The sequence below is a fragment of the Cellulosimicrobium composti genome (genome assembly GCF_009711085.1).
GTDB classification, from domain to species: Bacteria; Actinomycetota; Actinomycetes; order Actinomycetales; family Cellulomonadaceae; genus Cellulosimicrobium; species Cellulosimicrobium composti.
The window spans coordinates 1-23,767 of record NZ_WMKA01000039.1 but is presented as its reverse complement, the minus strand read 5'-3'; the positions used below and the strand labels follow the sequence as shown (position 1 = coordinate 23,767).

Sequence of the window (23,767 nt, the reverse complement as noted above, 5' to 3'; positions counted from 1 at the left end):
CTCGTTCCGAGTGAGGACATGATCGAGGAGGTGCACGATGAGAGACATCGCAGCAGCCGTCGCGAACGCCCCGAGCGGGATCGAGATCGGCCTCACCCTCGTCGCCGTCGCGCTCGCGACCGTCGTCGCCGTCGTGACCGGCGTCGTCCTGGCGCGGCGCGCACGCGAGGCCTCGGACCTGCGGGAGGAGCTCGGGCGCCGCCGGAGAGCGAGGGAGGACGCGCTGCGCGACCTCTTCGTCTCCCTCGAGCAGAGCGGACAGGCACGCATCCTCGCGCTCCTGGCCACCGTGCTGCCGCCCGAGGTCCGCGAGCACGCGTGGGACACCGCGTTGACGGGCTACAGCCAGGCGGCGCTGACCCTCACCCGCCATACCGACTGGGAGACGGAGGCCGCCGCGACGAAGGTGCGCGAGGCCCGGGCACGCTCGCAGGAGCACAACCGCGACCAGGACGTGAAGCAGGTCGTCGAGGAGTTCCGCGCGCGCGTGGTCGCCCAGAACGCCGTCCGCACGCGCGAGGTCGACGAGCAGGCCCAGAGGCTCGACGCGCACGAACGCCGCACGACCGGGATCCTCGCCGTGGCGACCGGCCTGCAGGTCCTCGCGATCTTCACCGTCACGGCGGGCGACCTGCTGGTCGGGTGACCTCTCCCGCCGCCCGGGACGGGAGCGCCGTCGACCCGGCCGCGTCTCGGGAGACCGAGACTGCGGGGCACGAGAAAGGCCCCCCGACCTGCGCGATGCTGGTCGGAGGGCCTTCGGCTCGGTGGGCGATACTGGGTTCGAACCAGTGACCTCTTCGGTGTGAACGAAGCGCGCTACCACTGCGCCAATCGCCCGAGTGCGAGGTCGATACTAGCCTGAAACGGACCGGATCGAAAAACCGGCTCGCGCTCAGGGGTCGAGACGCTCGCGCCGGCGCCGCTCGAACAGGTCGTGCGCGGCGAGCGACACCTCTCCGGCCGCCACGTCGACGCCGTCGAGCCACGTCACGGGCTGCACGTTGCGCACCGAGCCCGTGAGGAGCAAGGCCGCGTCCCCGGCGCTCACCTCGTCGAGCACGGCGAACGGCAGCTCGCCGGGGCGCGCCTCGCGCACGGGCAGGCCGTCCTCCGCGGCCCACTCCAGCAGGAGCTCGCGCGTGATGCCCGCGAGGCACCCCGACGACAGCAGGGGCGTGACGAGCTCGCCGCCGCGCTCGACGAACACGTTGGCGCCCGTGCCTTCGCACAGGTCGCCCGCGGTGTTGGCGAGCAGGGCCTCGTCGCCGCCCTTCGCGACGGCGTCGGCGAGCGCGACGACGTTCTCCGCGTACGAGGTCGTCTTGAGCCCCGCGACGGCGGAGCGCTCGTTGCGCGTCCAGGGCGAGCGGACGGCGCGCCCGGCGGGGCTGATGGTCGCGGGGCCGGCCGCGACGACGACCGTCTGGGCGCCCGGCGTGCGTCCCGACCCGAGCGGGCCGACGCCGGCGGTCACGGTGATGCGCAGCCGCCCGACCGCGCCCGCGCCCTCCCGGGTGCGCGCGTCGGCCTCGGCGAGCACGGCCGTGACGCCCTCGAGGACGCGCCGCTCGTCGGGGGCGTCGAGCCCGAGTCCCGCGGCCGACCGCGCGAGACGGCGCAGGTGGCGGGTGAGGGCGAACGCCCGGCCGTCGAACACCGCGCACGTCTCGAAGACGCCGTCGCCCACGGTCAGGCCGTGGTCGACGGCGCTCAGCGCTTCCTCGTCGGGCCGCACGAGCCGGCCGTCGGCCCAGATCACGAGGTTCTCGGAGGGAGGCGTCGGCGCCCCGGGGGTGCTCATGGCTCCAGTGTGCCCGAGGCGAGACCGACGAGGCGCCGGGCCTTGAGCTCGGTCTCCTCCCACTCGCGCGCGGGGTCGCTCCCCCACGTGATGCCGGCCCCGGTGCCGAACCGCAGCACGCCGTCCGACCACCAGAACGTCCGGATCCCGACGGCGAGCACCGCCTCGTCGCCGTCGACCCAGCCGACCGCGCCGCAGTAGGGGCCGCGCGGCTCGGGCTCGAGCGCGTCGATGATCCGCAGCGCGGAGGACTTCGGGGCGCCCGAGACGGACGCGGGCGGGAACGTCGCGTCGAGCAGGGCGGGCCACAGCGCCGCCGGGTCGTGCAGGTCGGGGCGCACGCGGCCCGCGACAGTGCTCACGAGGTGCACGAGCCCGGGGTGCTGCTCGACCGCGAGGAGGTCGGTCACCTCGACCGTGCCGGGCTCGCACACGCGCTGGAGGTCGTTGCGCACGAGGTCGGTGATCATGACGTTCTCGGCGCGGTCCTTGGCCGTCAGGCCGTCCGGCGTCGCGGCGGTGCCCTTGATCGGGCCCGACGTCACGGTCCCGCCGGAGACGCGCAGGTACAGCTCGGGCGACGCGCTGACGACCCACACCGGGTCGACGCCCGAGGCCCGCGGGACGTGCAGCACGCCGCCGTACAGGGCGGGGTTGCCGCGCGCCAGACGCCGGGCGAGGGCGAGCGCGTCCGGCTCGCCCTCCGCGTCGGCGAGCGGCGCGGACAGGACGCGGCACACGTTGGCCTGGTAGACCTCGCCCTCGCGGACCTGCGCGCGCACGTGCGCGACGGCGGCCTCGTACCGCGCCCGGTCCATCGAGCTCGTCCACGCGTCGGCGGACGGCCCGCGCCACGCACGTCCCGACGCCGGGCCCGCGGCGGCGAGGTCGCCCGGGTCGAGACGCTCGGCGAACCGCCACGCGCGCGCCCGCCCGCCGCGCGCAGGCGCGTCGAAGTCCACGACGACGAACCAGGGCCCGGGCTCGGCGAGCCGCTCCGGCGCGCGACGCAGGTCGACGACCTCGACGACGCCCGCGGCGGCGCGGCCGGCGAGGTGCGCGATCCCCTGCCGCGGCGACGTTCTCCCAGGTCCAGGCACGGGACCACGCTACCGACCGCGCGCACGGCGCCCCGAGACCGCCCGACGCGCCGTGCGCGGCACGCCCGCCGGGGCCGGTTGGACGTAGGACGCGAACGTGGACTAATGTCTGGGACGCGCCGGAACGCCGGGGGCACACGGGAAGCGATTCTCGAGGGCCTCGAAGCTCCGGCCGCGCGGATGTGGCTCAGTTGGTAGAGCATCACCTTGCCAAGGTGAGGGTCGCGGGTTCGAGTCCCGTCATCCGCTCGGAGGCCCACTCTCTCGTCCGCCCTCGCGGTCGCGGAGGGCAGGTCACNCGGGGCCGGTTGGACGTAGGACGCGAACGTGGACTAATGTCTGGGACGCGCCGGAACGCCGGGGGCACACGGGAAGCGATTCTCGAGGGCCTCGAAGCTCCGGCCGCGCGGATGTGGCTCAGTTGGTAGAGCATCACCTTGCCAAGGTGAGGGTCGCGGGTTCGAGTCCCGTCATCCGCTCGGAGGCCCACTCTCTCGTCCGCCCTCGCGGTCGCGGAGGGCAGGTCACGGTGGAGTGGCCGAGAGGCGAGGCAGCGGCCTGCAAAGCCGTATACGTGGGTTCGAATCCCATCTCCACCTCGCAGACAGCACCACCCCTCGGGCGATTGGCGCAGCGGTAGCGCGCTTCCCTGACACGGAAGAGGTCACTGGTTCGATCCCAGTATCGCCCACGAGCACGACGCGAGAGGCCGCCCCGGCACCGTCCGGAGCGGCCTCTCGCGTGCCGACCGTCACCCGGACCGATGCACGGTCCGGGCCGGAAGTCGGCTAGTATGTGCTTCGCGCCGGATCACCGGGAGCCCTACCGGGCTTCTCACGAGCCGGCCGCGCGGATGTGGCTCAGTTGGTAGAGCATCACCTTGCCAAGGTGAGGGTCGCGGGTTCGAGTCCCGTCATCCGCTCGGAGGCCCCACTCTCTGGCCTGCTCTCTCGGGAGCGAGAGAGGACGCGTCTCAAGGTGGAGTGGCCGAGAGGCGAGGCAGCGGCCTGCAAAGCCGTATACGTGGGTTCGAATCCCATCTCCACCTCGCAGTGCAGCACCCCGGGCGATTGGCGCAGCGGTAGCGCGCTTCCCTGACACGGAAGAGGTCACTGGTTCGATCCCAGTATCGCCCACCACCACAAGGCCGTCCCGGCATCCCCGGGGCGGCCTTCGTCGTCCGCTAGCCTCGGCCCATGCCGGACCAGCCCCCCGCCCACGACGTGCTGCCCCTCGGCACCGCGCCGCGCCCCACGACCGCCGTCGAGCTCCTCGCGCGGTTGCGCCCCGCCGTGCTCGACGCCCTCGGGCCCGCCGTCGAGGGCACCGACGCCGTGCGCCTGGACGCCGGCCTCGACGGTCCGGACGTCACGCACCTCACGGTCGACGTCACCGGGGTGCGCGTGCGCGCGAGCGGCACGTCGGGCCCGCCGGCGCCAACCGTTCACGTCGAGGACGTCCGCTCGCGCGAGGACGCGACGCTGCGCCGCCTGCGCGTCGACGCGCACCCGCTCGTCGTCGAGGGCGTCCCCGTCGACGTGACGGCGGAGGTCGAGGGCGTGCGCTTCCGGTGGGTCGAGGGCACCGACGGCACGCTCGCGGTCGAGGCCGTCGAGCCCGACGACGACGCACCCCTGAGCGGGCACGTGCGCGTCGCCGCGCCGCGCGACGAGGTCGTCGACACCGTCCGGCGGATCGTCGCGACGGAGCTCCACGGCATCGGCCTGGCCCTCACGGCGCTCGACGTCGAGGTCGTCGCGCGCGGGCCCCGCAGCGTGTCCCTGCGCGCCGACGCGCGCGTCCGCAAGGGCATCCTGTCCGCGAGCGTGCGCGCGACGGCCACCGCGGTCGTCGACGAGCGGATGGTCCTCACGGTGCGGGACGTCGAGCTGTCGAGCCGCAACCCCGTCGTCGCGGCGCTGCTCGTCGTGGCGCGCGGCGAGCTCGCCAAGATCGAGGGCCATCGCGTGGACCTCGCGGCCGACCTGCCGCCCGGCATCCGGGTCGCGGACGTGCGCGTGGAGGTCGGCGAGACGCTCGCCGTCGCGGCGCGCCTCGCGTGACGGCGCCCTTGTGGTGCCACCGGCGTCCCCGTAGCGTCGAGAGCATGTGCCGGAACATCACGACCCTGCGCGGCCTCGAGCCCCCCGCGACGGACGAGGAGATCGAGGCGGCCGCCCGCCAGTTCGTCCGCAAGGTGACGGGGATCCAGCGCACGAGCGCCGCGACCGAGGAGCCGTTCGAGCGAGCGGTCGACGAGGTGACGGCGATCGTCGCACGCCTCCTCGGCGAGCTGCCCGAGCGCCGCAACCCGCCGTCCACCGTGCCCCCGCTGCGTCGCGAGGAGGTCCGGGCGCGCATCGCGGCGCGCGAGGCGGCCGAGCGCGAGCACGAGCGCGCCCACGCGCTGGGGATCGCCCACTCCCACTGAGGCGGGCCACCGAGCCCACGCTGTGCGCCGAGCGCGGGGCGGGGTGCGGGCCGTGGCACCGCCGGGTGTGCCCCGGCCCGGCGACGGCGTCTAGGCTCGGGACCCGTGAACGCCGCACCCGCACCGTCCCCCGCCCCCGAGGCCCCGCGCCCCGAGCCGGTCAGCGCGAGCATGCGCCGGGCGAAGGCCGACGCGCGGTCCGCGCACGTGACGATCGGTCAGGTACGCGAGGACGCGGCCGGGCACGTGACCATCGACTGCTCGTGCGGCATGGCGCTCACGAACGGGCCGGACTGGACGGTCGACGAGCACATCCGCCTGCACCGCGCCGAGGCGCGCTACCTCGCGCTCAGCGCGGTCGCGCCGGCCGGGATGCCGCGTCTCATCCCGGTCGACGCCGACCGGCTGCCGCGGGTCGACTGACCTTCTAGAGCTCGTCCGGGTCGTCCCAGGACGTGCCCGACGACGCGCCGTCGATCGGCCGGCGCTCGTTCTCCGAGAGGGACTGCGGCGCCTTCGTCGCGTCGCCCCCGGTGAGCACGTCCCCGGTCCCCTCGGCCTCGTCCTCGCGACGCGGGGACAGGCGCGCGGAGGCGACGTCGGACTCGTTGAGGTCGTCACGGTGGTGTGCATGGGTGCTCATGGGACGAGGTCTACCAGGTCCCACGACCACCTGCACGGCCGTCCACCTCTGGGCTCCGGGGGTGAGACGACGAGCCGGGCGCGGGCCGCGCCATCATGAGTGCTTGGCACACTTTTTCTGCGACGTCATCCGGAAACGGAGTTTCGCCACGGAAGGCGTCCTGCGACGACACGGACCGGGGCCCCGTGAAATCCTCGGGGACATGCAGACCTGGCCAGGCCACCCCTACCCGCTCGGCGCCACGTACGACGGCTCGGGGACCAACTTCGCCCTCTTCTCCGAGGTCGCCGAGCGCGTCGAGCTCTGCCTCTTCGACGACGACGGCACCGAGACCCGCGTCGACGTCGAGGAGGTCGACGCGCACGTCTGGCACGTCTACCTGCCCGGCAAAGGCCCCGGCACGCGCTACGGCTACCGCGTGCACGGGCCGTACGACCCCGCGAACGGCCACCGCTGCAACCCGGCGAAGCTGCTCCTGGACCCGTACGCGAAGGCGATCGAGGGACAGATCGACGGCGACGAGTCGCTGTTCTCCTACCGCTTCGGCGACGGCGGCGAGGTCACCGCGGACGACGACGCGGGCGAGGGCGACGACGGCGACTCCCCCGCTCCCCCGCGCAACGACGACGACTCCGCGGGCCACACGATGATGTCGGTCGTCATCAACCCCTACTTCGACTGGGGTCACGACCGCCCGCCGAACCGGGACTACCACGACAGCGTCATCTACGAGGCGCACGTCAAGGGCATGACGATGCTCCACCCGGACGTGCCCGAGGAGCTGCGCGGCACCTACGCGGGGATGGCGCACCCGGCCGTGATCGAGCACCTCGTGACGCTCGGCGTCACGGCGGTCGAGCTCATGCCGGTGCACCAGTTCGTCAACGACCCGACGCTCGTGGAGCGCGGGCTGTCGAACTACTGGGGCTACAACACGATCGGCTTCTTCGCGCCGCACAACGGGTACGCGGCGTACGGGACGCGCGGCCAGCAGGTCATGGAGTTCAAGACCATGGTCAAGGCCCTGCACGAGGCCGGCATCGAGGTCATCCTCGACGTCGTCTACAACCACACGGCGGAGGGCAACCACCTCGGGCCGACGCTGAGCTTCCGCGGGATCGACAACAAGGCGTACTACCGGCTCGTGGACGGCGACGAGGCGCACTACTTCGACACGACAGGCACGGGCAACTCGCTGCTCATGCGCTCGCCGCACGTGCTCCAGCTCATCATGGACTCGCTGCGGTACTGGGTGACCGAGATGCACGTGGACGGGTTCCGCTTCGACCTCGCGGCGACGCTGGCCCGCCAGTTCCACGAGGTGGACCGCCTGTCGGCGTTCTTCGACATCGTGCAGCAGGACCCGGTGATCTCCCAGGTCAAGCTCATCGCGGAGCCGTGGGACCTCGGCGACGGCGGCTACCAGGTGGGCGGCTTCCCGCCGCTGTGGACCGAGTGGAACGGGCGCTACCGCGACACGGTGCGCGACTTCTGGCGCGGCGAGCCGTCGACGCTGCCCGAGCTCGCGAGCCGGCTCACCGGGTCGTCCGACCTCTACGAGCACAGCGGCCGCAAGCCCATCGCGTCGATCAACTTCGTCACGGCGCACGACGGCTTCACGCTCAACGACCTCGTGTCCTACGACGAGAAGCACAACGAGGCCAACGGCGAGGACAACAACGACGGCGAGAGCCACAACCGGTCGTGGAACTGCGGCGTCGAGGGCCCCACCGACGACCCGGAGGTGCGGGCGCTGCGCGCCCGCCAACGGCGCAACATCCTCGCGACGCTGCTGCTCTCCCAGGGCGTGCCGATGCTCGCGCACGGCGACGAGATCGCGCGCACGCAGGGCGGCAACAACAACGGGTACTGCCAGGACAACCCGATCACGTGGATGGACTGGGGCGGCGAGGACGGCCTCGACGACGAGCGGGCCGCGCTCCTCGACTTCGCGCGCCACGTCGTGTGGCTGCGGCGCGACCACCCCGTGCTGCACCGCCGCCGGTTCTTCGTCGGGCGCGGCGAGGGAGCGAGCGTCGAGGCGCCCGCGTCGCCCGACGACCTGCCGGACATCGAGTGGCTCGACATCACGGGGTCGCGCATGAACCAGGAGGACTGGGACCAGTCCTACGCGCGCAGCGTCATGGTCTTCCTCAACGGCGACGCGATCCCCGAGCACGACCGGCGCGGCGAGCCCGTGGTCGACGACTCGTTCCTGCTCCTGCTCAACGCGCACTCCGACGAGCTCGAGTTCACCGTTCCGCCGGCGGCGTACGGCGAGAGCTGGGACGTCGTGCTCGACACGGACGGCACGGTCGACGCGGGCGACTCGCTGCACCCCGGGGACACGGTGACCGTGACGGGCCGCAGCGTCATCGTCCTGACCCGGCCGCCGCTGCGATGACGGCCGCCACCCCCGGCGCGCACGGCGCGCCGCCCCGCGTCCCCGTGTCCACGTACCGGCTCCAGCTCGGCCCCGACCTCACGTTCGACGACGCCGCGCGCCAGGTGCCCTACCTCGCGTCGCTCGGCGTCACGCACCTCTACCTGTCCCCCGTGCTCCAGGCGGCGCCCGGGTCGACGCACGGGTACGACGTCGTCGACCACGCGCGCGTGAGCGCCGAGCTCGGCGGGCGCGAGGGCCTGGAGCGCCTGTCGGCCGCGGCGCGCGGCGCCGGCCTCGGCATGGTGCTCGACGTCGTGCCGAACCACATGGCCGTCCCGACGCCCGCGTGGCACAACCGCGCGCTGTGGTCCGTGCTCGAGGAGGGACCGGACTCGCCGTACGCCCGGTGGTTCGACGTCGACTGGTCGGCGGGCGAGGGCGCCGTCCTCATGCCGGTGCTCGGCGCGCGCCTGGGCGACGTCCTCGCCGCGGGCGAGATCGCGCTCGACGAGGTCGAGGTCCCGGGCACGCCCGGGCTCCGGCGCGTGCTGCGCTACTACGACCACGTCTTCCCCGTGCGCGCCGGGACGGAGGACCTGCCGCTCGCGGAGCTCGTCGAGCGCCAGCACTACCGGCTCGCGTACTGGCGCGTGGGCGACGAGGAGCTCAACTACCGCCGCTTCTTCGACGTCGGGTCGCTCGTCGCGGTCCGGGTCGAGGACGAGGAGGTGTTCGACGCGACGCACGCGCTCGTGCTCGACCTCGTCGCCGACGGGACGGTCGACGGGCTGCGCATCGACCACCCGGACGGGCTCGCGGACCCGGGGCAGTACCTGCAGCGGCTCGCGGACCGCACCGACGGGGCGTGGGTCGTCGTCGAGAAGATCCTCGCGGGCGAGGAGCAGGTGCCGCCGGACTGGGCGACCGTCGGGACGACGGGCTACGACGTCGCGTGGCGCCTGCAGCAGCTCTTCGTCGACCCGGGCGGCCGGGCCGGTCTCGACGCGGTGATGACGCGTCTCACGGGCGCCGCGCCCGGGGGGCTCGGCGCGGTCGTCGAGCAGGCGAAGCGCGAGGTCGTCACCGGGCCGCTCTACGCGGAGGTGCACCGCCTCACGGACCTCGCGGCCGCCGTCTGCCACGACGACCCCCGCCTGCGCGACCACACGTGGCGCGGCCTGCACCAGTGCCTGCGCGAGCTGCTCGTCGCGTTCGACCGGTACCGCGCGTACGTGGTGCCGGGCGCGCCGCCGCGGCACGAGGCGGTCCGGGCGGTCGAGGAGGCGGCCGACCGGGCGCGCGCCCGGCTCGACCCGCAGCGCGCGGAGACGCTGGACGTCGTCGTGGACCTCGTGCTGGGCCGGGAGGCCGGCAGCGCGGGACGGCGGCGCGAGGCACGCCGCGACGAGCTCGTCGTGCGGTTCCAGCAGGTGTGCGGCGCGGTGACGGCGAAGGGCGTCGAGGACACCGCGTTCTACCGGTGGACCGAGCTCGTCAGCCTGTGCGAGGTCGGGGGCGAGCCGGACCGGTTCAGCCTCGGCGTGCACGACTGGCACGCGTTCGCGCAGCGGTTCGCGGCGCTCACGCCGCACGCGCTCACGGCGGGCTCGACGCACGACACCAAGCGCGGCGAGGACACGCGCGCGGCCCTCGGCGTGCTGTCCGAGGACGCCGCCGGGTGGTCGCGGCTCGTCGACGAGGTCCGCGCGGCGACCGCGCCCTACCGCGGGGTGCTCGTCGGCGGCCTCGCGGAGAACCTGCTGTGGCAGACCGTCGCCGGGACGTGGCTCCCGGACGCGGGCGCCGCGGCGGAGGGCGCCGCGGGGGCGACCGACACCGCGATCGCGCCCGACCGCCTCGTCGACTACCTGCGCAAGGCGCTGCGCGAGGCGAAGGTCGCCACGTCGTGGACGAGCCCGGACGAGGCGTACGAGGAGGCCGTGGCCGACCTCGCGCGCCGCGCGCTCGCCGACCCGGCGGTGACGGGGGCGTTCGCCCGCTGGGCGCACGAGCACCGCGAGCACCTGCGCGCGGCGAGCCTCGGCCTCACCCTGGCGAGGCTCACCGCGCCGGGCGTGGCCGACGTCTACCAGGGCGCCGAGTCGTACGCGCCGACGCTCGTGGACCCCGACAACCGGCGGCCCGTGGACACGGTCGCCCTCGGGGCACGGCTCGCGCGGCTCGACGCCGGCTCCCCCGCGCGCACGCTCGCCGACGAGAAGCTGCTCGTCACGGCGCGCGCCCTGCGCGTGCGCCGCGCCCTCGCGGCCGCGTTCGTCGGCGAGGGCGCGGGCTACGCGCCGGTCGCGACCTCGACGCCGTGCGCCCTCGCGTTCGCGCGCACGACCCCGGGCGACGACGCGGGTGACGACGGCGCGGGCGGCGACGGGACGGGCGTCGCGCGCGTCGTGACGGTCGCGACGCGCCTCGCCGGGACGGTCGACCGCCTCGGCGGCTGGCGCGACCACGTGGTGACGCTGCCCGAGGGCGCGGGCGCGTGGGTCGACGTGCTCACCGGCCGCGAGCACGCACCGGGCACGGTGCGCGTCGCCGACCTGCTCGCCGACCTGCCGGTCGCGCTGCTCGTCGAGCCGTCCGCCGCGAGCGCCGCGACCGCGGGTGCGCCGGCCGGGCACGAGGACGCCGGGGGCGCGTCGTGACCGCCGACCCGCCCGTCCCGCCGTCCTCCGTGCCCGCGCCGCGCGCGACGCCGATGCTCGCGGTGCCCGGCCCGCGGCCCGTGGTGTGGGCACCGACCGCGCGCAGCGTCGACCTGCTCCTGCCCGAGCCGGGCACCGGCACGTTCGAGGGCGCGCGACGCCTGCCGCTGCGCCTCGTGGGCGCGCACGTCCCGGGCTGGTGGGGCTACGACCACGAGCTGCCGTGGGGCACGGACTACGGGTTCGCGGTCGACGGCGGGCCGGGTCGGCCGGACCCGCGCAGCCCGTGGCAGCCGTACGGCGTGCACGGGCCGAGCCGCACGTTCGACCCCGCGTTCGCGTGGACCGACGACGCGTGGCCGGGCCGCGACGTGCGCGGCGAGGTGGTCTACGAGCTCCACGTCGGGACGTTCACGCCGCAGGGCACGCTCGACGCCGCGATCGACCGGCTCGACCACCTCGTGGACCTGGGCGTCGGCGCGGTCGAGCTCCTGCCCGTCGCGGCGTTCGGCGGCGAGCGGGGCTGGGGCTACGACGGCGTGCACCTGTACGCGGTGCACGACCCGTACGGCGGGCCGCGCGCGCTGCAGCGGTTCGTCGACGCGGCGCACGCGCGCGGGCTCGCCGTCGTGCTCGACGTCGTCTACAACCACCTCGGGCCGTCGGGCAACTACCTCCCGGAGTTCGGCCCGTACTTCACGGACGCGCACACGACCCCGTGGGGCGCTGCGGTGAACCTCGACCGCCCGGGCAGCCGCGAGGTGCGCGAGTGGGTGATCGACAACGCCGAGCGGTGGTTCGTCGAGTTCCACGTGGACGCGCTGCGCCTCGACGCGGTCCACGCGCTCGTCGACGAGTCGCCCACGCACCTGCTGGCCGAGCTCGCGCGCCGTGTCGAGCGCGTCGAGGAGGCGCTCGGACGCCCGCTGACGCTCGTCGCCGAGTCGGACGAGAACGACCCGGCGACGGTGACCGGCGTCGAGCAGGGCGGGCGCGGGATGCACGCGCAGTGGGCGGACGACGTCCACCACGCCGTGCACGCGCTCCTCACGGGCGAGCGCCAGGGGTACTACTTCGACTTCGGGTCGGTCGCGGTGCTGCGCAAGGCCCTCACGGGCGTGTTCGTGCACGACGGCACGTACTCGACGTTCCGCGGCCGCACGTGGGGGCACCGCGTCCCGGCGGGGACGGACGGGCACGCGTTCGTCGTGAGCTCCCAGAACCACGACCAGGTGGGCAACCGCGCGCACGGGGACCGGCCGTCGGCCACGCTCGACGGCGGCGGCCTGGCCGCGGCCGCGGCGCTCGTCCTGGCCTCGCCGTTCACGCCGATGCTCTTCATGGGCGAGGAGTGGGGTGCGTCCACGCCGTGGCAGTTCTTCACCGACCACGCCGAGCCGGAGCTCGCCGAGGCGGTCCGGCGCGGGCGCGCCGCGGAGTTCTCCGACCACGGGTGGGGCGACGGCTCGCCCGTGCCCGACCCGCAGGACCCGGCGACGCGCGACGCGAGCGTGCTCGACTGGTCCGAGCGCGAGCGGGGCGAGCACGCGCGGCTTCTCGCGTGGTACCGCACGCTCGTCGGCCTGCGGTCGCGGCCGGACGTGCGCTCGGGCGACCTGTCGGTCGTGCGCGTGCACGGCCCGGGCGGCGCCGACGACGACGCCGCCGGGGAGGAGGCGCGCACCGCCGCGGCCCCGCTCGACGGCCCGGCGTTCGTCGTCGACCGGCGCACGGTCGCGGTCGCGGTGAACCTCGGCGCCGAGGCGCGCCGGCTGCGGCTCGCCCTGGGCGGCACGCCGCGCGTCCTGGCGGCGTGGGACCCGGCGACCCGCGTCCAGCGGCGCTCGGTCGAGCTGCCCGCGCGTTCGGTCGCCGTCCTGTCGTGGGTGTGACTACGCTCACGCCCATGTCGACGACGAAGAAGTCCACGAAGCCGAGGAAGGCGTCGAAGGGCGCCGCGGACCCCGCGCTCGACGCGGACTGGGAGGTCGCGCCGACGCAGGCGCTGCGCGTCGGACCGGGCTTCGACCTCGCGGCGTTCGACCGGCGCTCGACCCCGGGGTTCGCGGGCGACAAGGCGTCCGGGCAGGCGCTCGTCGCGCGGCACGCGGACGAGCTGTCCGAGCTCCAGGAGAGGCTCTTCGCCGAGGGCCGCGCGGGCGGCTCGCGCTCGGTGCTCCTCGTCCTGCAGGGCATGGACACCGCGGGCAAGGGCGGGATCGTCCGGCACGTCGTCGGCCTCGTGGACCCGCAGGGCGTGGCCCACCGCTCGTTCGGCGTCCCGACGCCCGAGGAGCGCGAGCACGACTTCCTGTGGCGCATCCGCAACGCGCTCCCGCGGCCCGGGTACATCGGCGTGTTCGACCGCTCGCACTACGAGGACGTGCTCGTCGCGCGCGTGGACGAGCTCGTGCCGCCGGCGGTGTGGGAGGCGCGCTACGACGAGATCAACCGCTTCGAGGAGGAGGTCGTGGCGGCCGGTACGACGATCGTCAAGGTCGCGCTCCTCGTGTCCTACGAGGAGCAGCGCGCACGGCTCATGGAGCGGCTCGAGCGCCCGGACAAGTTCTGGAAGTACAACCCGAACGACGTGGACTCGCGCCGCAAGTGGCCCGCGTACCAGGAGGCGTACCAGGCCGTCCTCGACCGGACGAGCACCGAGACGGCGCCGTGGTACGCGATCCCCGCGGACCGCAAGTGGTTCGCGCGCCTCGCCGTGAGCGAGCTCCTGCTCGACGCGCTGCGCGGGCTCGACCTCGGCTGGCCCCCGGCGGACTTCGACGTCGAGGCCGAGAAGAAGCGCCTCGCGGCGACGTGAGCCCGCCAGGCGACCCCGAGATCGCGTTCCGGCGCCTCGCGCGCGAGGACCTGCCGACGCTCGGCGCGTGGCTCGCCCAGCCGCACGTCGCGCGCTGGTGGCACCACGAGACGACGCCGGACGCGCTCGAGCGCGACTTCGGGGCGTCCGTGCGGGGCGAGGAGCCGGGAGAGGACCTCGTGGTCCTCGTCGACGGCGTGGCCGTCGGGCTCGTGCAGCGCTCCTTCCTGCGGGACTACCCGCCGTACCGCGACGAGCTCGTCGCGGCCGGGGTCGACGTGCCCGACGGCGCGGTCACGCTCGACTACCTCCTCGGCGACCCCGCGCGCACGGGGCACGGGCTGGGCACGCGCGTCGTCGCCGAGGCCGTGCGCCGCACGTGGGCCGAGCTCCCGGGCGCGAGCGCCGTCGTCGTGCCGGTCCCCGTCGGCAACACGGCGTCGCGGCGCGTGCTGGAGAAGGCGGGTCTGCGGCGCGTCGCGGACGCCGACCTCGAGCCGGACAACCCCGCCGACCCGCCGCAGCACGCCGTCTACCGGGCGGACCGCCCCCGTGAGTGACCCCGGGAGGGTCAGCCGGCCGCGCGGGCCAGTGCGCGACCGTCCTCGGCGAGCGCGCCGAGCCGCGAGAGCGCACGGAAGTACTTCTTGCGGTACCCGCCGCGGAGCATCTCCTCGGTGAACAGGCTCCGCTCCCCCGTGTACGTGGCCGACCCGGCGAGCAGCACCGGCACGTCGCGGTCGTAGAGCCGGTCGACGAGCACGACGAGGCGCAGCGCCGCCGACTGCTCGGTCACGGTGTGCACGCCCGTGAGGGCGACGGCCTCGACGCCGTCGAGCAGCGCGCGGTAGCGGCTCGGGTGGACCTGCGACAGGTGGGCGAGCAGGTCGTCGAACGCGTCGAGCGTCGCGCCGGGCAGCCCCGCCACGGCGGCGCGCACGTCCGCCTCGGGGACCGGCGCGGAGTCCGTGACGACCGCGCGGTGGCGGTAGTCCTCGCCGTCGACGCGCAGCACCTCGAAGCGCGCCGCGAGCGCCTGGATCTCGCGCAGGAAGTCCTCGGCGGCGAACCGGCCCTCGCCGAGCGCCTCGGGCAGCGTGTTCGACGTCGCGGCGAGCGCGACGCCGCGGTCCGCGAGCTCGCGCAGGAGGCGGGACATGAGCACGGTGTCGCCCGGGTCGTCGAGCTCGAACTCGTCGATGCACACGAGCTTCTTCGTCGCCAGGGCGTCGACCGTCGCGCGGAACCCGAGCGCCCCGACGAGGTTGGTGTACTCGACGAACGTGCCGTACGCGCTGACGTCGAGCCCGACGGCGTGCGCGAGCGACGTGAGCAGGTGCGTCTTGCCGACGCCGAACCCGCCGTCCATGTAGACCGCGGGGGGCGTCTGCTTCCGCGAGCCGAACAGCCCCTTGCGCGCGGGCCTCACGACGGCGGCCGCGACCTCCTCGAGCCGGGCGACGGTGCGGGCCTGGCTCGGGTACGCGTCGTTCGCGCGGTAGGTCGAGAAGCGGGCGTCCGCGAAGTGACGCGGCGGCACGAGGTCGGCGAGGAGCCGTGCGGGCGGCACTGCGGGCCGGACGTCCGTGAGGGCGCGCACGCGCGCCGCGTCCGGGAGAGCGGACGCGCGGGCGGTGCCGGGAAGTGCTGCGGGGGCCGGGGAGCCGCCGGTGGCGGGCGAAGTCACGAGGATCCAGCCTACGCCTGCGGCTAGCCTGGCCGCTGTGACCTCCACCACGACGCCCGCGGGCGGAGCGGCCGAGCCGCCGCGCGAGCCGGCCGGGCGCACGGACCTCCCGCCGCTCGACGTGCTCGTGCCCGCTCCCGAGCACCTCCCCCCGGACGCGCGCGAGGAGCGGCTCGCGGCGCTCTACGCGTACGGCCCGCCCGAGCGCGGCCCGAGCGTCGTGCGCGCGAACATGGTCGCGAGCGTCGACGGCGGGGCCTGGGGTCCGGACCACCGCTCGGGGTCGATCAACGACGCCGCCGACTGGCGGGTCTTCCGCGTCCTGCGCGCGCTCGCCGACGTCGTGCTCGTCGGCGCGGGGACGGCCCGCGCCGAGGGGTACACGGCGCTCGACCGGCCCCGCGGCCTGGAGCACCTGCACCCGCGCCCGCTCGAGCTCGCCGTCGTGACGCGCTCCGGGCGCGTGCCCCCGGTGCTCGCGCGCGGCGACCGTCCCCCGCTCGTGCTCACGGGCCCCGCCGGGGCGGACACGGCGCGGGGCGACGTCCCCGCGGACCGCGTGGTCGTCGTCGGGCACGACCCCGCGGACGGGGAGGAGGGAGCGCCGGACGACGCCGTCGACCTGGCCGCCGGCCTCGCCGAGCTCGCGCGCCGCGGCCTGGGGCGCGTGCTCGCCGAGGGCGGCCCGACGCTCCTGGGCGACCTGCTCGCCGCGGACCTCGTCGACGAGCTGTGCGTGACCACCGCGCCGAGCCTCGTCGGGCCCGGTCCCGGCCGGATCGTCGCCGGCGCGGGCCCTGCCACGACGCCCCGCGCCGTGCGCCTCGCGCACCTGCTGCACAGCCCCACGTCGCGGCCGGGATCGCCCGCCGGTACGACCGTCGCGCGATGGCTCGTGCCGATAGGCTGACCCGCGTGACCGACACGATCCTCGTCCTGACCGAAGACACGCTGAACCCGGCCGACGTGCAGCACATCCTGTCCCTGCACGAGGACGAGCGGCTCGCCTACCGGGTGCTGGTCCCGGCGGACACGGAGCGCAACGTCATCTCGGGGATCATCGACCACCTCAGCGTGGGCGAGCTCAAGCAGGCGTGGGACGAGGTCCTGGGCCGCGAGCCCTCCCCGACGGCGGCCAAGGCGGAGGCGAGCGAGCAGCTCGAGCGCAGCGTGGCCGAGCTCCGCGCCGCGGGCCGCGAGGCCGACGGCGCCGTCGTCGACGACGACCCGCTGCCCGCGCTGCGCACCGCCGTCGCTGCGGGCGGGGTGCGCGAGGTCGTCGTCGTCACGTACCCGCACGCCGTCGAGGACACGTTCCACACCGACTGGGCGTCCCGCGCGCGCGACGAGCTCCACGTCCCCGTGCTGCACCTGTACTCGGGCACGAGCGAGCTCGGCTGACACGTTCGGGCGGTGTCGGGCGCGCCCGCGAGGACGGTCAGCGCTCGCGCACGCGGTGCCCCGCGCGGCGGATCGTCGCGCGCGCGAGCTGGTCGGTCGAGTCGAGGTAGAGCGGGTCGGCGAGCAGGTCGTGGTCGACGGCGACGACCGACAGCTCGGTGCAACCCAGCACGATCACCTGGGCACCGCGCTCGACGAGCCGGCCCGCGACGGCGCGGAACGTCTCGATGTCCACCGGCCGGCCGGCCTTCACCTGCTCGTAGATGATCTGCGACACGAGCGCCTGGTCCGCCTCGTCCGGCACGAGCGCGTCGACGTCGTGGCGCGCGAACGCGTCCTGGTAGACGCCGGACGCGGCCGTCCCCGCCGTGGCGAGGAGCCCGACGGCACGCAGGCCCGGCACGCGCTCCCGGGCGGCGTCGACCGTCGTGTCGATGATGGAGACGAACGGGACGCGGATCGCGTCGAGCACCTGCTGCGTGAAGTAGTGCGCGGTGTTGCACGGCATGACGAGGAAGTCCGCGCCGAAGCGCTCGAGCCGCTGCGCGTCCCGGGCGAGCACGGGCCCCGGGTCCGCGTCGGAGCGCCCGAGGATGAAGTCCGTGCGGTCGGGGATCGTCGCGTGGTTGAGCACGACGGCGTCGACGTGGTCCTGGTCGCGCTCCGCCTCGGTGAGCTCGACGAGGAGCTGGAGGAAGTAGGCCGTGGCGAGCGGCCCGACACCCCCGAGCACTCCGACGAGGGGCTGGGCGCTGTCCTGGTCCGGTCGCGACGTCACCCGTGGATCCTACGGCGGCCCGGGCGGGGCGCCGCCACGGCCACAGGTCCCGGCGGCCCGACCGGCCCGTAGGATGGCGACGCCCGCCGCCCGCACCACCGAACGGACCACCCGCCGCGATGACCTACGGCAACGCCGACTTCCTCCCCGTCGTCCTCGGGACCAACCTCAACACGTACAACATCGCGAGGTCGTTGCACGAGGCGTACGGCGTCCGCACGCTGGCCCTGGGCCGGTTCCCGCTGCGCGAGACCGCCGACTCACGCATCGTCGACGTGCGCACGTACCGCGACTTCGACGACCCGGAGCGCATCGTCGCCGTCCTGCGCGAGCTCGCCGAGGAGTTCCCGGGCCGCAAGCGGCTGCTCATCGCGAACATCGAGTTCTACACGAACGTCGTCATCGCGCACCGCGCCGAGCTCGAGGACCTCTACGTCATCCCGCTCGTGGGCCAGGACCTCGCCGCGCGGCTCATGAACAAGACCGACTTCTACCGCACGTGCGCCGAGCTCGGCGTGCCGCACCCGGAGACGGTGATCGCCACCGCCGCCGACGTCGACGCCCCGGGCTTCGGCGAGGGCCTGCCGTTCCCCTACCCGCTCATCCTCAAGCCGTCGGACACGGACACCTACCCCCGCCTGCAGTTCGAGGGCAAGAAGAAGGTGTACCTCGTCCAGGACGCGGCCGAGCTGCGCGACGTCGCGCGCCGCATCTACGCCGCCGGGTACACCGACGACCTCGTCGTGCAGGAGTACCTCGCGGGGGACGAGTCGGTCATGCGCGTGGTCAACACGTACTCCGACCGGCACGGCCGCCTGCGGTTCCTGTCGGCCGCCCAGATCGTGCTCGGCGAGTACGACCCGAAGCTCGTGGGCAACTACAACGCCGTCGTGACGATGAAGGACGACAAGCTCACCGAGTCGATCCGGCACCTGCTCGACAGCCTCGGCTACGTGGGCGCGGCGAACCTCGACGTCATGTACGACCGCCGCACCGGCACGAGCAAGATCCTCGAGGTCAACCTGCGCCAGGGCGCCGCGAGCTTCTACACGATGGCCGCCGGGGGAAACCTCGCGCGCTGCTACGTCGAGGACCTCGTGCACGGGCGCGAGATTCCCGAGCAGATCACGCCCGAGGGCCGGCTGTGGGTCAACGTGCCGTACCCCGTCGTGCGCGCGCTCGTCCCGGTCTCGCTGCGCCACCGCGTGAAGAAGGCGCGCAGGCACGGCGTGTGGCACACGCTGCGCTACCGCCCGGACATGAGCCTGCGACGTCGCCTCAGCGTGTGGCGCGTCGACCTGCGCCACACGCTCGACTACGTGAAGTACGCGCGCTCGCGCCCGTCGGCCTGACTGCGGACGGACGTCGGGGTCGCCGGGTCGACGACCTCAGGCTCCGAGCGCGGACCGCACCGCCTCGACGACCCGGCGCGCGGTCGCGACCCCGACCGTCGTCGGCAGGTTCACGACGCGCGCGACGAGGTCCTCCGTCGTCGCGAGCGCGGGGTCGCCCGGCGTGTAGCCGTACACGGCCGGGTCGTCCGGGCCCGGGAACAGCGCGGGCCGGTACCACTTGCCGACGTAGAACCCGGCGGCCGTGAGCTCCCGCACGAGACGGTCGGCGGTCGCCGCGTCGGGGGCGAAGAACGGGAACCGGACGAGCGGCGCGCGCTCGCCGATCCCGGCCGGGACCTCGACGACGCCGGACAGCCCGCGCACGTACTCCGCGACCGTGTCCGCACGACGCGCCTCGACGTCGCCGCTCGACCGCAGCGCGTCGACCATGCGGTCCGTGATCCACGGCGACGGACGCTGCGGCGGGTGGGCGAGCCCGCCCCGGTTCTCCACGGGCGCGATCGCGGGCTCGTACGCGCCGACGGCGGTCAGCGCGTCGCGCACCGTCCCGGCCGCCGCTCCGGGGAGCCGGTTGAGCACGCGCACCTGGGTGCGGAAGCTGCGCGCCGCGAGGTCGAGGCGCGCGCCCACGACGGGGAGCGCGTCGAGCGCCGTGACGACCGCCGACCGCAGCGCGGGGTCGAGCGCGGGGCTGACCCACACCGCGCCCCCGAACCTCGTGGGGAGCATCTTCTCCACGCCGAACGAGTGGAACGACACGTCCGCGACGGGCGAGCCGTCGGCGTCGCGCGCGAGGCGCGTCACGCAGTGCGCGCTGTCCTCGACGAGCAGCGCGCCGACGGAGCGTGCCGCGTCGCGCAGCCGCCGCGCGCCCGCGGAGTCGACGATCCCGAACGTGTTCTGCAGCACGACGGCGCGCGTGTCCGGGCCCACCGCGAGGCGGTCCGGGTCGATCGCGACGGTCGCCGGGGACACCTCGGCGTAGACCGGCCGCAGCCCCGCGACGAGGATCGGGTCGACCGCCGTCGAGCACGTGAACACCTGCGTGACGACGTCACCCGGCCCGCGCGTCCCGGCGAGCGCGCGGAAGACGACCTCCATCCCGTAGCGGGCCTTGAACACGAGGAACCAGTCGGCCGGGTCGGTGCCCGTCCGGTCGGCGAGCATCCTCGTCGCGGTCGCGTCCTGCGGGTGGCGGCTCATCGTTCTCCTGTCGTCTCGCGGCTGCTCCGGGCTGCCGGTGCCGGACCAGCCTGCCACGTCCGCGCGGGCCGTCCGCGCGGGCCGTCCGCGGGGCGTCAGCGCGGGTGCCCGCACGCGGCCCCTCCTCCCGCGTCCGGCACGGACCTTCCCCCGGACGCGCCGACGGCGGTCGCCGCGCCGGAGCGCGACGACCGCCGTCGGGAGGTCTCAGGCGTCGGACTCGGTCCGGTCGCCCGACCACTCGGTGTGGAACACGCCCGGCTTGTCGACGCGGCGGTAGGTGTGCGCGCCGAAGAAGTCGCGCTGCGCCTGGATGAGCGCGGCGGGCAGGCGCTCGGCCCGCACGCCGTCGTAGTAGGCGAGCGAGGACGAGAACGCGGGCGTCGGCACGCCGTTGAGGGCCGCCTGCGACACGACGCGGCGCCACGCGGCGAGGCCGTTGCTCACCGCGCCGGTGAAGTACTCGTCCGCGAGGAGCAGCGGGAGGTGCGCGTCGCGCTCGTACGCCTCGGTGATGCGGTTGAGGAAGCGCGCGCGGATGATGCAGCCGCCGCGCCAGATGCGGGCCATGGCGCCGCGGTCGATGTCCCAGCCGTACTCCGCGGACGCCGCCGCGATCTGGTCGAAGCCCTGCGAGTACGCGACGACCTTGGACGCGTAGAGGGCGAGGCGCACGTCCTCGACGAACGCGTCGCGGTCCTGCACGTCCCACGCCGCGGCGTCGGCGGGCAGCGCCGCGCGGCCCGCCTCGCGCTGCGGGACGGAGCCGGACAGCGCGCGGGCGAACGTCGCCTCGGCGATCCCGGTGATCGGCACGCCCAGGTCGAGGCCGTTCTGCACCGTCCAGCGGCCGGTGCCCTTCTGCTCCGCCTGGTCGAGCACGACGTCGACGAACGCCTTGCCGGTCTCCGCGTCCACGTGCTGGAGCACGTCCGCGGTGATCTCGATGAGGAACGACTCGAGGTCGCCCGTGTTCCACTGCGCGAAGATCTCGCCGATCTCCTGCGCGGACGCCCCGAGCCCCTGCTTGAGCAGGTCGTACGCCTCGGCGATGAGCTGCATGTCGGCGTACTCGATGCCGTTGTGCACCATCTTGACGAAGTGGCCCGCGCCGTCCGGACCCACGTACGTGCAGCACGGCACGCCGTCGACCTTGGCGGAGATGTCCTCGAGGATCGGGCCGAGACTCTGGTAGGACTCGCGCGTGCCGCCGGGCATGATCGACGGGCCGTTGAGCGCGCCCTCCTCGCCGCCCGAGACGCCGGTGCCGACGAAGTGCAGGCCCTTGGCCGCGAGCGCCTTCTCGCGGCGGATCGTGTCGGGGAAGTGCGCGTTGCCGGCGTCGACGACGATGTCGCCCTCCTCCAGCAGCGGCACGAGCTCGTCGATGACGGCGTCGGTCGCCGCGCCGGCCTTGACCATGACGACGACCTTGCGCGGGCGCTCGAGCGAGGCGACGAAGTCCGCCATCGACTCGGACGGGACGAAGTCGCCCTCGCTGCCCGCCTCGGCGATCAGGGACTCGGTCTTGGCGTACGAGCGGTTGTGCACCGCGACCGTGTAGCCGTGCCGGGCGAAGTTGCGGGCCAGGTTGCGACCCATGACGGCGAGTCCGGTCACACCGATCTGTGCGCGTGCTGACATCTGCTTCCCTGCTCCTCGAGGGTCGGTCCCGGTGCGCGCGGCGCGCGCGGGAGGGCGCGGAGCCGGTCCGGGCCGGGCGCGGGGCACGGCCGGGTCGCACACCGGTGGATGGGTACGCGACCAGCGTAGTCCTCGTGCGCCGGGCCGCTCCCGGGGTGCCACGATCCGGTCACCCGCAGGGATCGTCACGAATCGCCGGTCACGATTCGGTGACGCCCGCGCGCCGGACGTCCGGTTCGTCCCTCCTCGCTCGTACTGTGCCTGGTGTGATGACCGCTCACGGGACCGACGCTCCCCCGGAGTTCCGTGCCGTCCTCGACGCGCTGGGCGCGCGGCGGCTGCGCCCCGAGGTCACGCTGCGCGAGGTCCCGGCGCCGCGCCGTGTCGCGCCGTGGTCGGTCGCGCTCACGGGCGAGGTGGAGGCCGCGCGCTCGGACGACCCCGAGCTCGCGTCGGGCCGCTTCATCGTGCTGCACGCCCCCGAGGGCCAGGAGGCGTGGGAGGGCACGTTCCGCGTCGTGACGCTCGTGCGCGCGACGCTCGAGCCCGAGATGGCGTCGGACGAGATGCTCGCCGAGGTCGCGTGGACGTGGCTCCAGGACGCGCTGCACGCGACGGGCGCGCACGTGCGCGCCGAGGGCGGCACGGTGACGCGCGTGCTGTCGCAGAGCTTCGGGGCCCTCGCCGGCAAGCACAACGACGTCGAGCTGGAGATGCGCGCGTCGTGGACGCCGGTGCCCGCGAGCGGCACCGGTCCGGCGGACCTCGGGGACCACCTCGCGGCGTGGGCGCACCTGCTCTGCACGGCCGCCGGTCTGCCGCCCCTGCCCGACGGCGTGACGCCCCTCGGTGCCCGGCCCCCGTCGCGACGCAATACCGTGGGTCCATGAGCTCGACCGCAGCACCCGCACCTCCCCCGCTCGACCCGGAACCCGGGGCGGGTCCCGCGCCGACCGTCGTCACCCCTCTGACGGAGCCGTCCGACGGGGTCGGCCCCGTCGTCGACACCCCCGCCGCGCTCGCGCGCGTCGTCGCGGCGTTCGCCGCGGCGAGCGGACCCGTCGCCGCCGACGCCGAGCGCGCGTCGGGCTACCGCTACGGCCAGCGCACGTACCTCGTGCAGGTGCGCCGCGAGGGCGCCGGCACGGCGCTGATCGACCCCGTCGCCCTGCCGGACCTCTCGCCGCTGCGCGAGGCCGTCGGCGACGCGGAGTGGGTGCTGCACGCCGCGTCCCAGGACCTCCCGGGCCTCGCCGAGCACGGCGTGCTGCCGGCGAGCGTGTTCGACACCGAGCTCGCCGCGCGCCTGCTCGGGATGGAGCGCGTCGGCCTCGCGGCCGTGGTCGCCGAGGTCCTCGGTCTCGGCCTCGCCAAGGAGCACTCCGCCGTCGACTGGTCGACGCGCCCGCTGCCCGAGGACTGGCTGCGCTACGCGGCGCTCGACGTCGAGGTGCTCGTCCCGCTGCGCCAGGTCCTCGGGGAGCGGCTCGACGCGGCCGGCAAGGCGGAGTGGGCCGCGCAGGAGTTCGAGGCCGTGCGGACCGCGGCCCCACCCGCGCCCCGGCCCGAGCCGTGGCGTCGCACGTCGGGGACGCACACCCTGCGCGACCCGCGCCGGCTCGCGGTCGTGCGCAGCCTCTGGGAGGCGCGCGACGCGACCGCCCGGGCGCGCGACATCGCGCCGGGCCGCGTGCTGCCCGACCGCGCGATCGTCGCCGCGGCGGAGGCGCTGCCCCGCACGGCGGGTCAGCTCGTCGAGCTCCCCGCGTTCGCGGGCAAGGGCACGCGGCGGCGCGCGGCGTACTGGCAGCGCGCGATCGACGCCGCGCTCGCCCTGCCGTCGAGCGCGCTGCCGTC

At 74.9% G+C, this 23,767-nt stretch carries 21 protein-coding genes and 8 tRNA genes; 21 read left to right on the top strand and 8 right to left on the bottom strand.

The features are described from left to right. The first annotated feature begins 37 nt into the window (after nucleotides 1-37). On the top strand, nucleotides 38-646 hold the full coding sequence (locus GJV82_RS19500; RefSeq protein WP_024839564.1) for a hypothetical protein: 609 nt from the start codon (nucleotides 38-40) through the stop codon (nucleotides 644-646). A 122-nt stretch (nucleotides 647-768) separates the two neighbouring features. On the opposite strand, the gene GJV82_RS14570 is transcribed toward GJV82_RS19500, so the two are convergent. The 3 genes from GJV82_RS14570 to GJV82_RS14560 all read right to left on the bottom strand — a co-directional run bounded on the left by GJV82_RS14570 (nucleotide 769) and on the right by GJV82_RS14560 (nucleotide 2,904). Continuing rightward, nucleotides 769-840: transfer RNA gene (locus tag GJV82_RS14570), tRNA-Val, on the bottom strand. A gap of 55 nt (nucleotides 841-895) precedes the next feature. Further along, on the bottom strand, nucleotides 896-1,804 hold the full coding sequence (locus GJV82_RS14565) for an aminotransferase class IV (RefSeq protein ID WP_155099728.1): 909 nt from the start codon (nucleotides 1,802-1,804) through the stop codon (nucleotides 896-898). Continuing rightward, nucleotides 1,801-2,904: a chorismate-binding protein gene (locus GJV82_RS14560; RefSeq protein WP_318657678.1), complete on the bottom strand. Its 1,104-nt coding sequence runs from the start codon at nucleotides 2,902-2,904 to the stop codon at nucleotides 1,801-1,803. Before GJV82_RS14560 ends, GJV82_RS14565 begins: the two co-directional genes overlap by 4 nt. Before the next feature lie 176 nt (nucleotides 2,905-3,080). On the opposite strand from GJV82_RS14560, the gene GJV82_RS14555 reads away from it, so the two are divergent. From GJV82_RS14555 to GJV82_RS14510, 10 genes are all read left to right on the top strand, one after another. Next, nucleotides 3,081-3,153 (top strand) — tRNA-Gly (locus GJV82_RS14555). Nucleotides 3,154-3,310: 157 nt separating this feature from the next. After that, nucleotides 3,311-3,383: transfer RNA gene (locus GJV82_RS14550), tRNA-Gly, on the top strand. Nucleotides 3,384-3,432: 49 nt separating this feature from the next. Further along, nucleotides 3,433-3,503, top strand: a tRNA-Cys gene (locus GJV82_RS14545). A gap of 20 nt (nucleotides 3,504-3,523) precedes the next feature. Then, a tRNA-Val gene (locus GJV82_RS14540) sits at nucleotides 3,524-3,595 on the top strand. Nucleotides 3,596-3,753: 158 nt separating this feature from the next. Further along, nucleotides 3,754-3,826: transfer RNA gene (locus tag GJV82_RS14535), tRNA-Gly, on the top strand. A gap of 55 nt (nucleotides 3,827-3,881) precedes the next feature. Next, nucleotides 3,882-3,952, top strand: a tRNA-Cys gene (locus GJV82_RS14530). A gap of 16 nt (nucleotides 3,953-3,968) precedes the next feature. After that, nucleotides 3,969-4,043: transfer RNA gene (locus GJV82_RS14525), tRNA-Val, on the top strand. A gap of 57 nt (nucleotides 4,044-4,100) precedes the next feature. Then, nucleotides 4,101-4,967 (top strand): hypothetical protein, encoded by an 867-nt coding sequence (locus GJV82_RS14520; RefSeq protein WP_155099727.1) that lies wholly within the window; start codon nucleotides 4,101-4,103, stop codon nucleotides 4,965-4,967. A 44-nt stretch (nucleotides 4,968-5,011) separates the two neighbouring features. Next, on the top strand, nucleotides 5,012-5,335 hold the full coding sequence (locus GJV82_RS14515) for a DUF2277 domain-containing protein (protein ID WP_024839560.1): 324 nt from the start codon (nucleotides 5,012-5,014) through the stop codon (nucleotides 5,333-5,335). A 105-nt stretch (nucleotides 5,336-5,440) separates the two neighbouring features. Next, complete coding sequence (locus tag GJV82_RS14510) at nucleotides 5,441-5,758, top strand: hypothetical protein (RefSeq protein ID WP_024839559.1); 318 nt, start codon at nucleotides 5,441-5,443, stop codon at nucleotides 5,756-5,758. Between the two features lie 4 nt (nucleotides 5,759-5,762). Here GJV82_RS14510 and GJV82_RS14505 read toward each other — a convergent pair whose 3' ends face one another. Beyond that, the gene (locus GJV82_RS14505; RefSeq protein WP_024839558.1) at nucleotides 5,763-5,978 is read right to left on the bottom strand and encodes a hypothetical protein; all 216 of its coding nucleotides are present in this window, start codon (nucleotides 5,976-5,978) and stop codon (nucleotides 5,763-5,765) included. 202 nt (nucleotides 5,979-6,180) lie between these two features. On the opposite strand from GJV82_RS14505, the gene glgX reads away from it, so the two are divergent. The 5 genes from glgX to GJV82_RS14480 are packed head-to-tail and all read left to right on the top strand — an operon-like array spanning nucleotide 6,181 to nucleotide 14,402. After that, nucleotides 6,181-8,382: a glycogen debranching protein GlgX gene (gene glgX / locus GJV82_RS14500; protein ID WP_024839557.1), complete on the top strand. Its 2,202-nt coding sequence runs from the start codon at nucleotides 6,181-6,183 to the stop codon at nucleotides 8,380-8,382. Continuing rightward, the gene (gene treY, locus GJV82_RS14495; RefSeq protein WP_155099726.1) at nucleotides 8,379-11,024 is read left to right on the top strand and encodes a malto-oligosyltrehalose synthase; all 2,646 of its coding nucleotides are present in this window, start codon (nucleotides 8,379-8,381) and stop codon (nucleotides 11,022-11,024) included. Before glgX ends, treY begins: the two co-directional genes overlap by 4 nt. Before the next feature lie 53 nt (nucleotides 11,025-11,077). Then, entirely contained in the window at nucleotides 11,078-12,916 is a 1,839-nt protein-coding gene (gene treZ / locus GJV82_RS14490; RefSeq protein WP_155099735.1) for a malto-oligosyltrehalose trehalohydrolase, read from the top strand. 14 nt (nucleotides 12,917-12,930) lie between these two features. Beyond that, on the top strand, nucleotides 12,931-13,842 hold the full coding sequence (locus tag GJV82_RS14485; RefSeq protein WP_155099725.1) for a polyphosphate kinase 2 family protein: 912 nt from the start codon (nucleotides 12,931-12,933) through the stop codon (nucleotides 13,840-13,842). Then, nucleotides 13,839-14,402 carry a GNAT family N-acetyltransferase gene (locus tag GJV82_RS14480; RefSeq protein ID WP_115942473.1) on the top strand — a complete coding sequence of 188 codons (564 nt, stop codon included), beginning with the start codon at nucleotides 13,839-13,841 and terminating at the stop codon, nucleotides 14,400-14,402. Before GJV82_RS14485 ends, GJV82_RS14480 begins: the two co-directional genes overlap by 4 nt. An 11-nt stretch (nucleotides 14,403-14,413) precedes the next feature. On the opposite strand, the gene zapE is transcribed toward GJV82_RS14480, so the two are convergent. Beyond that, nucleotides 14,414-15,529 carry a cell division protein ZapE gene (gene zapE, locus GJV82_RS14475; protein WP_404812989.1) on the bottom strand — a complete coding sequence of 372 codons (1,116 nt, stop codon included), beginning with the start codon at nucleotides 15,527-15,529 and terminating at the stop codon, nucleotides 14,414-14,416. Between the two features lie 37 nt (nucleotides 15,530-15,566). Here zapE and GJV82_RS14470 point away from each other — a divergent pair, with 37 nt between their 5' ends. Together GJV82_RS14470 and GJV82_RS14465 are read left to right on the top strand one after the other, a co-directional pair. Then, nucleotides 15,567-16,439 carry a dihydrofolate reductase family protein gene (locus GJV82_RS14470; RefSeq protein ID WP_318657677.1) on the top strand — a complete coding sequence of 291 codons (873 nt, stop codon included), beginning with the start codon at nucleotides 15,567-15,569 and terminating at the stop codon, nucleotides 16,437-16,439. Between the two features lie 5 nt (nucleotides 16,440-16,444). After that, complete coding sequence (locus tag GJV82_RS14465; RefSeq protein WP_115942472.1) at nucleotides 16,445-16,930, top strand: hypothetical protein; 486 nt, start codon at nucleotides 16,445-16,447, stop codon at nucleotides 16,928-16,930. A gap of 37 nt (nucleotides 16,931-16,967) precedes the next feature. Here the strand turns inward: GJV82_RS14465 and cuyB are convergent, their stop codons facing one another. Beyond that, complete coding sequence (gene cuyB / locus GJV82_RS14460; RefSeq protein ID WP_024839549.1) at nucleotides 16,968-17,708, bottom strand: cysteate racemase; 741 nt, start codon at nucleotides 17,706-17,708, stop codon at nucleotides 16,968-16,970. Between the two features lie 119 nt (nucleotides 17,709-17,827). Between cuyB and GJV82_RS14455 the strand changes: the two genes are divergently transcribed. Then, nucleotides 17,828-19,060: a carboxylate--amine ligase gene (locus GJV82_RS14455; protein WP_024839548.1), complete on the top strand. Its 1,233-nt coding sequence runs from the start codon at nucleotides 17,828-17,830 to the stop codon at nucleotides 19,058-19,060. Between the two features lie 36 nt (nucleotides 19,061-19,096). Here GJV82_RS14455 and GJV82_RS14450 read toward each other — a convergent pair whose 3' ends face one another. After that, nucleotides 19,097-20,266: a DegT/DnrJ/EryC1/StrS family aminotransferase gene (locus tag GJV82_RS14450; protein ID WP_155099723.1), complete on the bottom strand. Its 1,170-nt coding sequence runs from the start codon at nucleotides 20,264-20,266 to the stop codon at nucleotides 19,097-19,099. A 207-nt stretch (nucleotides 20,267-20,473) separates the two neighbouring features. After that, the gene (gndA, locus tag GJV82_RS14445; protein WP_024839546.1) at nucleotides 20,474-21,910 is read right to left on the bottom strand and encodes an NADP-dependent phosphogluconate dehydrogenase; all 1,437 of its coding nucleotides are present in this window, start codon (nucleotides 21,908-21,910) and stop codon (nucleotides 20,474-20,476) included. Nucleotides 21,911-22,179: 269 nt separating this feature from the next. On the opposite strand from gndA, the gene GJV82_RS14440 reads away from it, so the two are divergent. Together GJV82_RS14440 and GJV82_RS14435 are read left to right on the top strand one after the other, a co-directional pair. Next, nucleotides 22,180-22,800 (top strand): DUF3000 domain-containing protein, encoded by a 621-nt coding sequence (locus GJV82_RS14440; protein ID WP_155099722.1) that lies wholly within the window; start codon nucleotides 22,180-22,182, stop codon nucleotides 22,798-22,800. Beyond that, nucleotides 22,797-23,767 (top strand): HRDC domain-containing protein (locus tag GJV82_RS14435; RefSeq protein ID WP_155099721.1); only part of this gene is annotated, 971 nt, incomplete at its 3' end. The genes GJV82_RS14440 and GJV82_RS14435, both read left to right, overlap by 4 nt.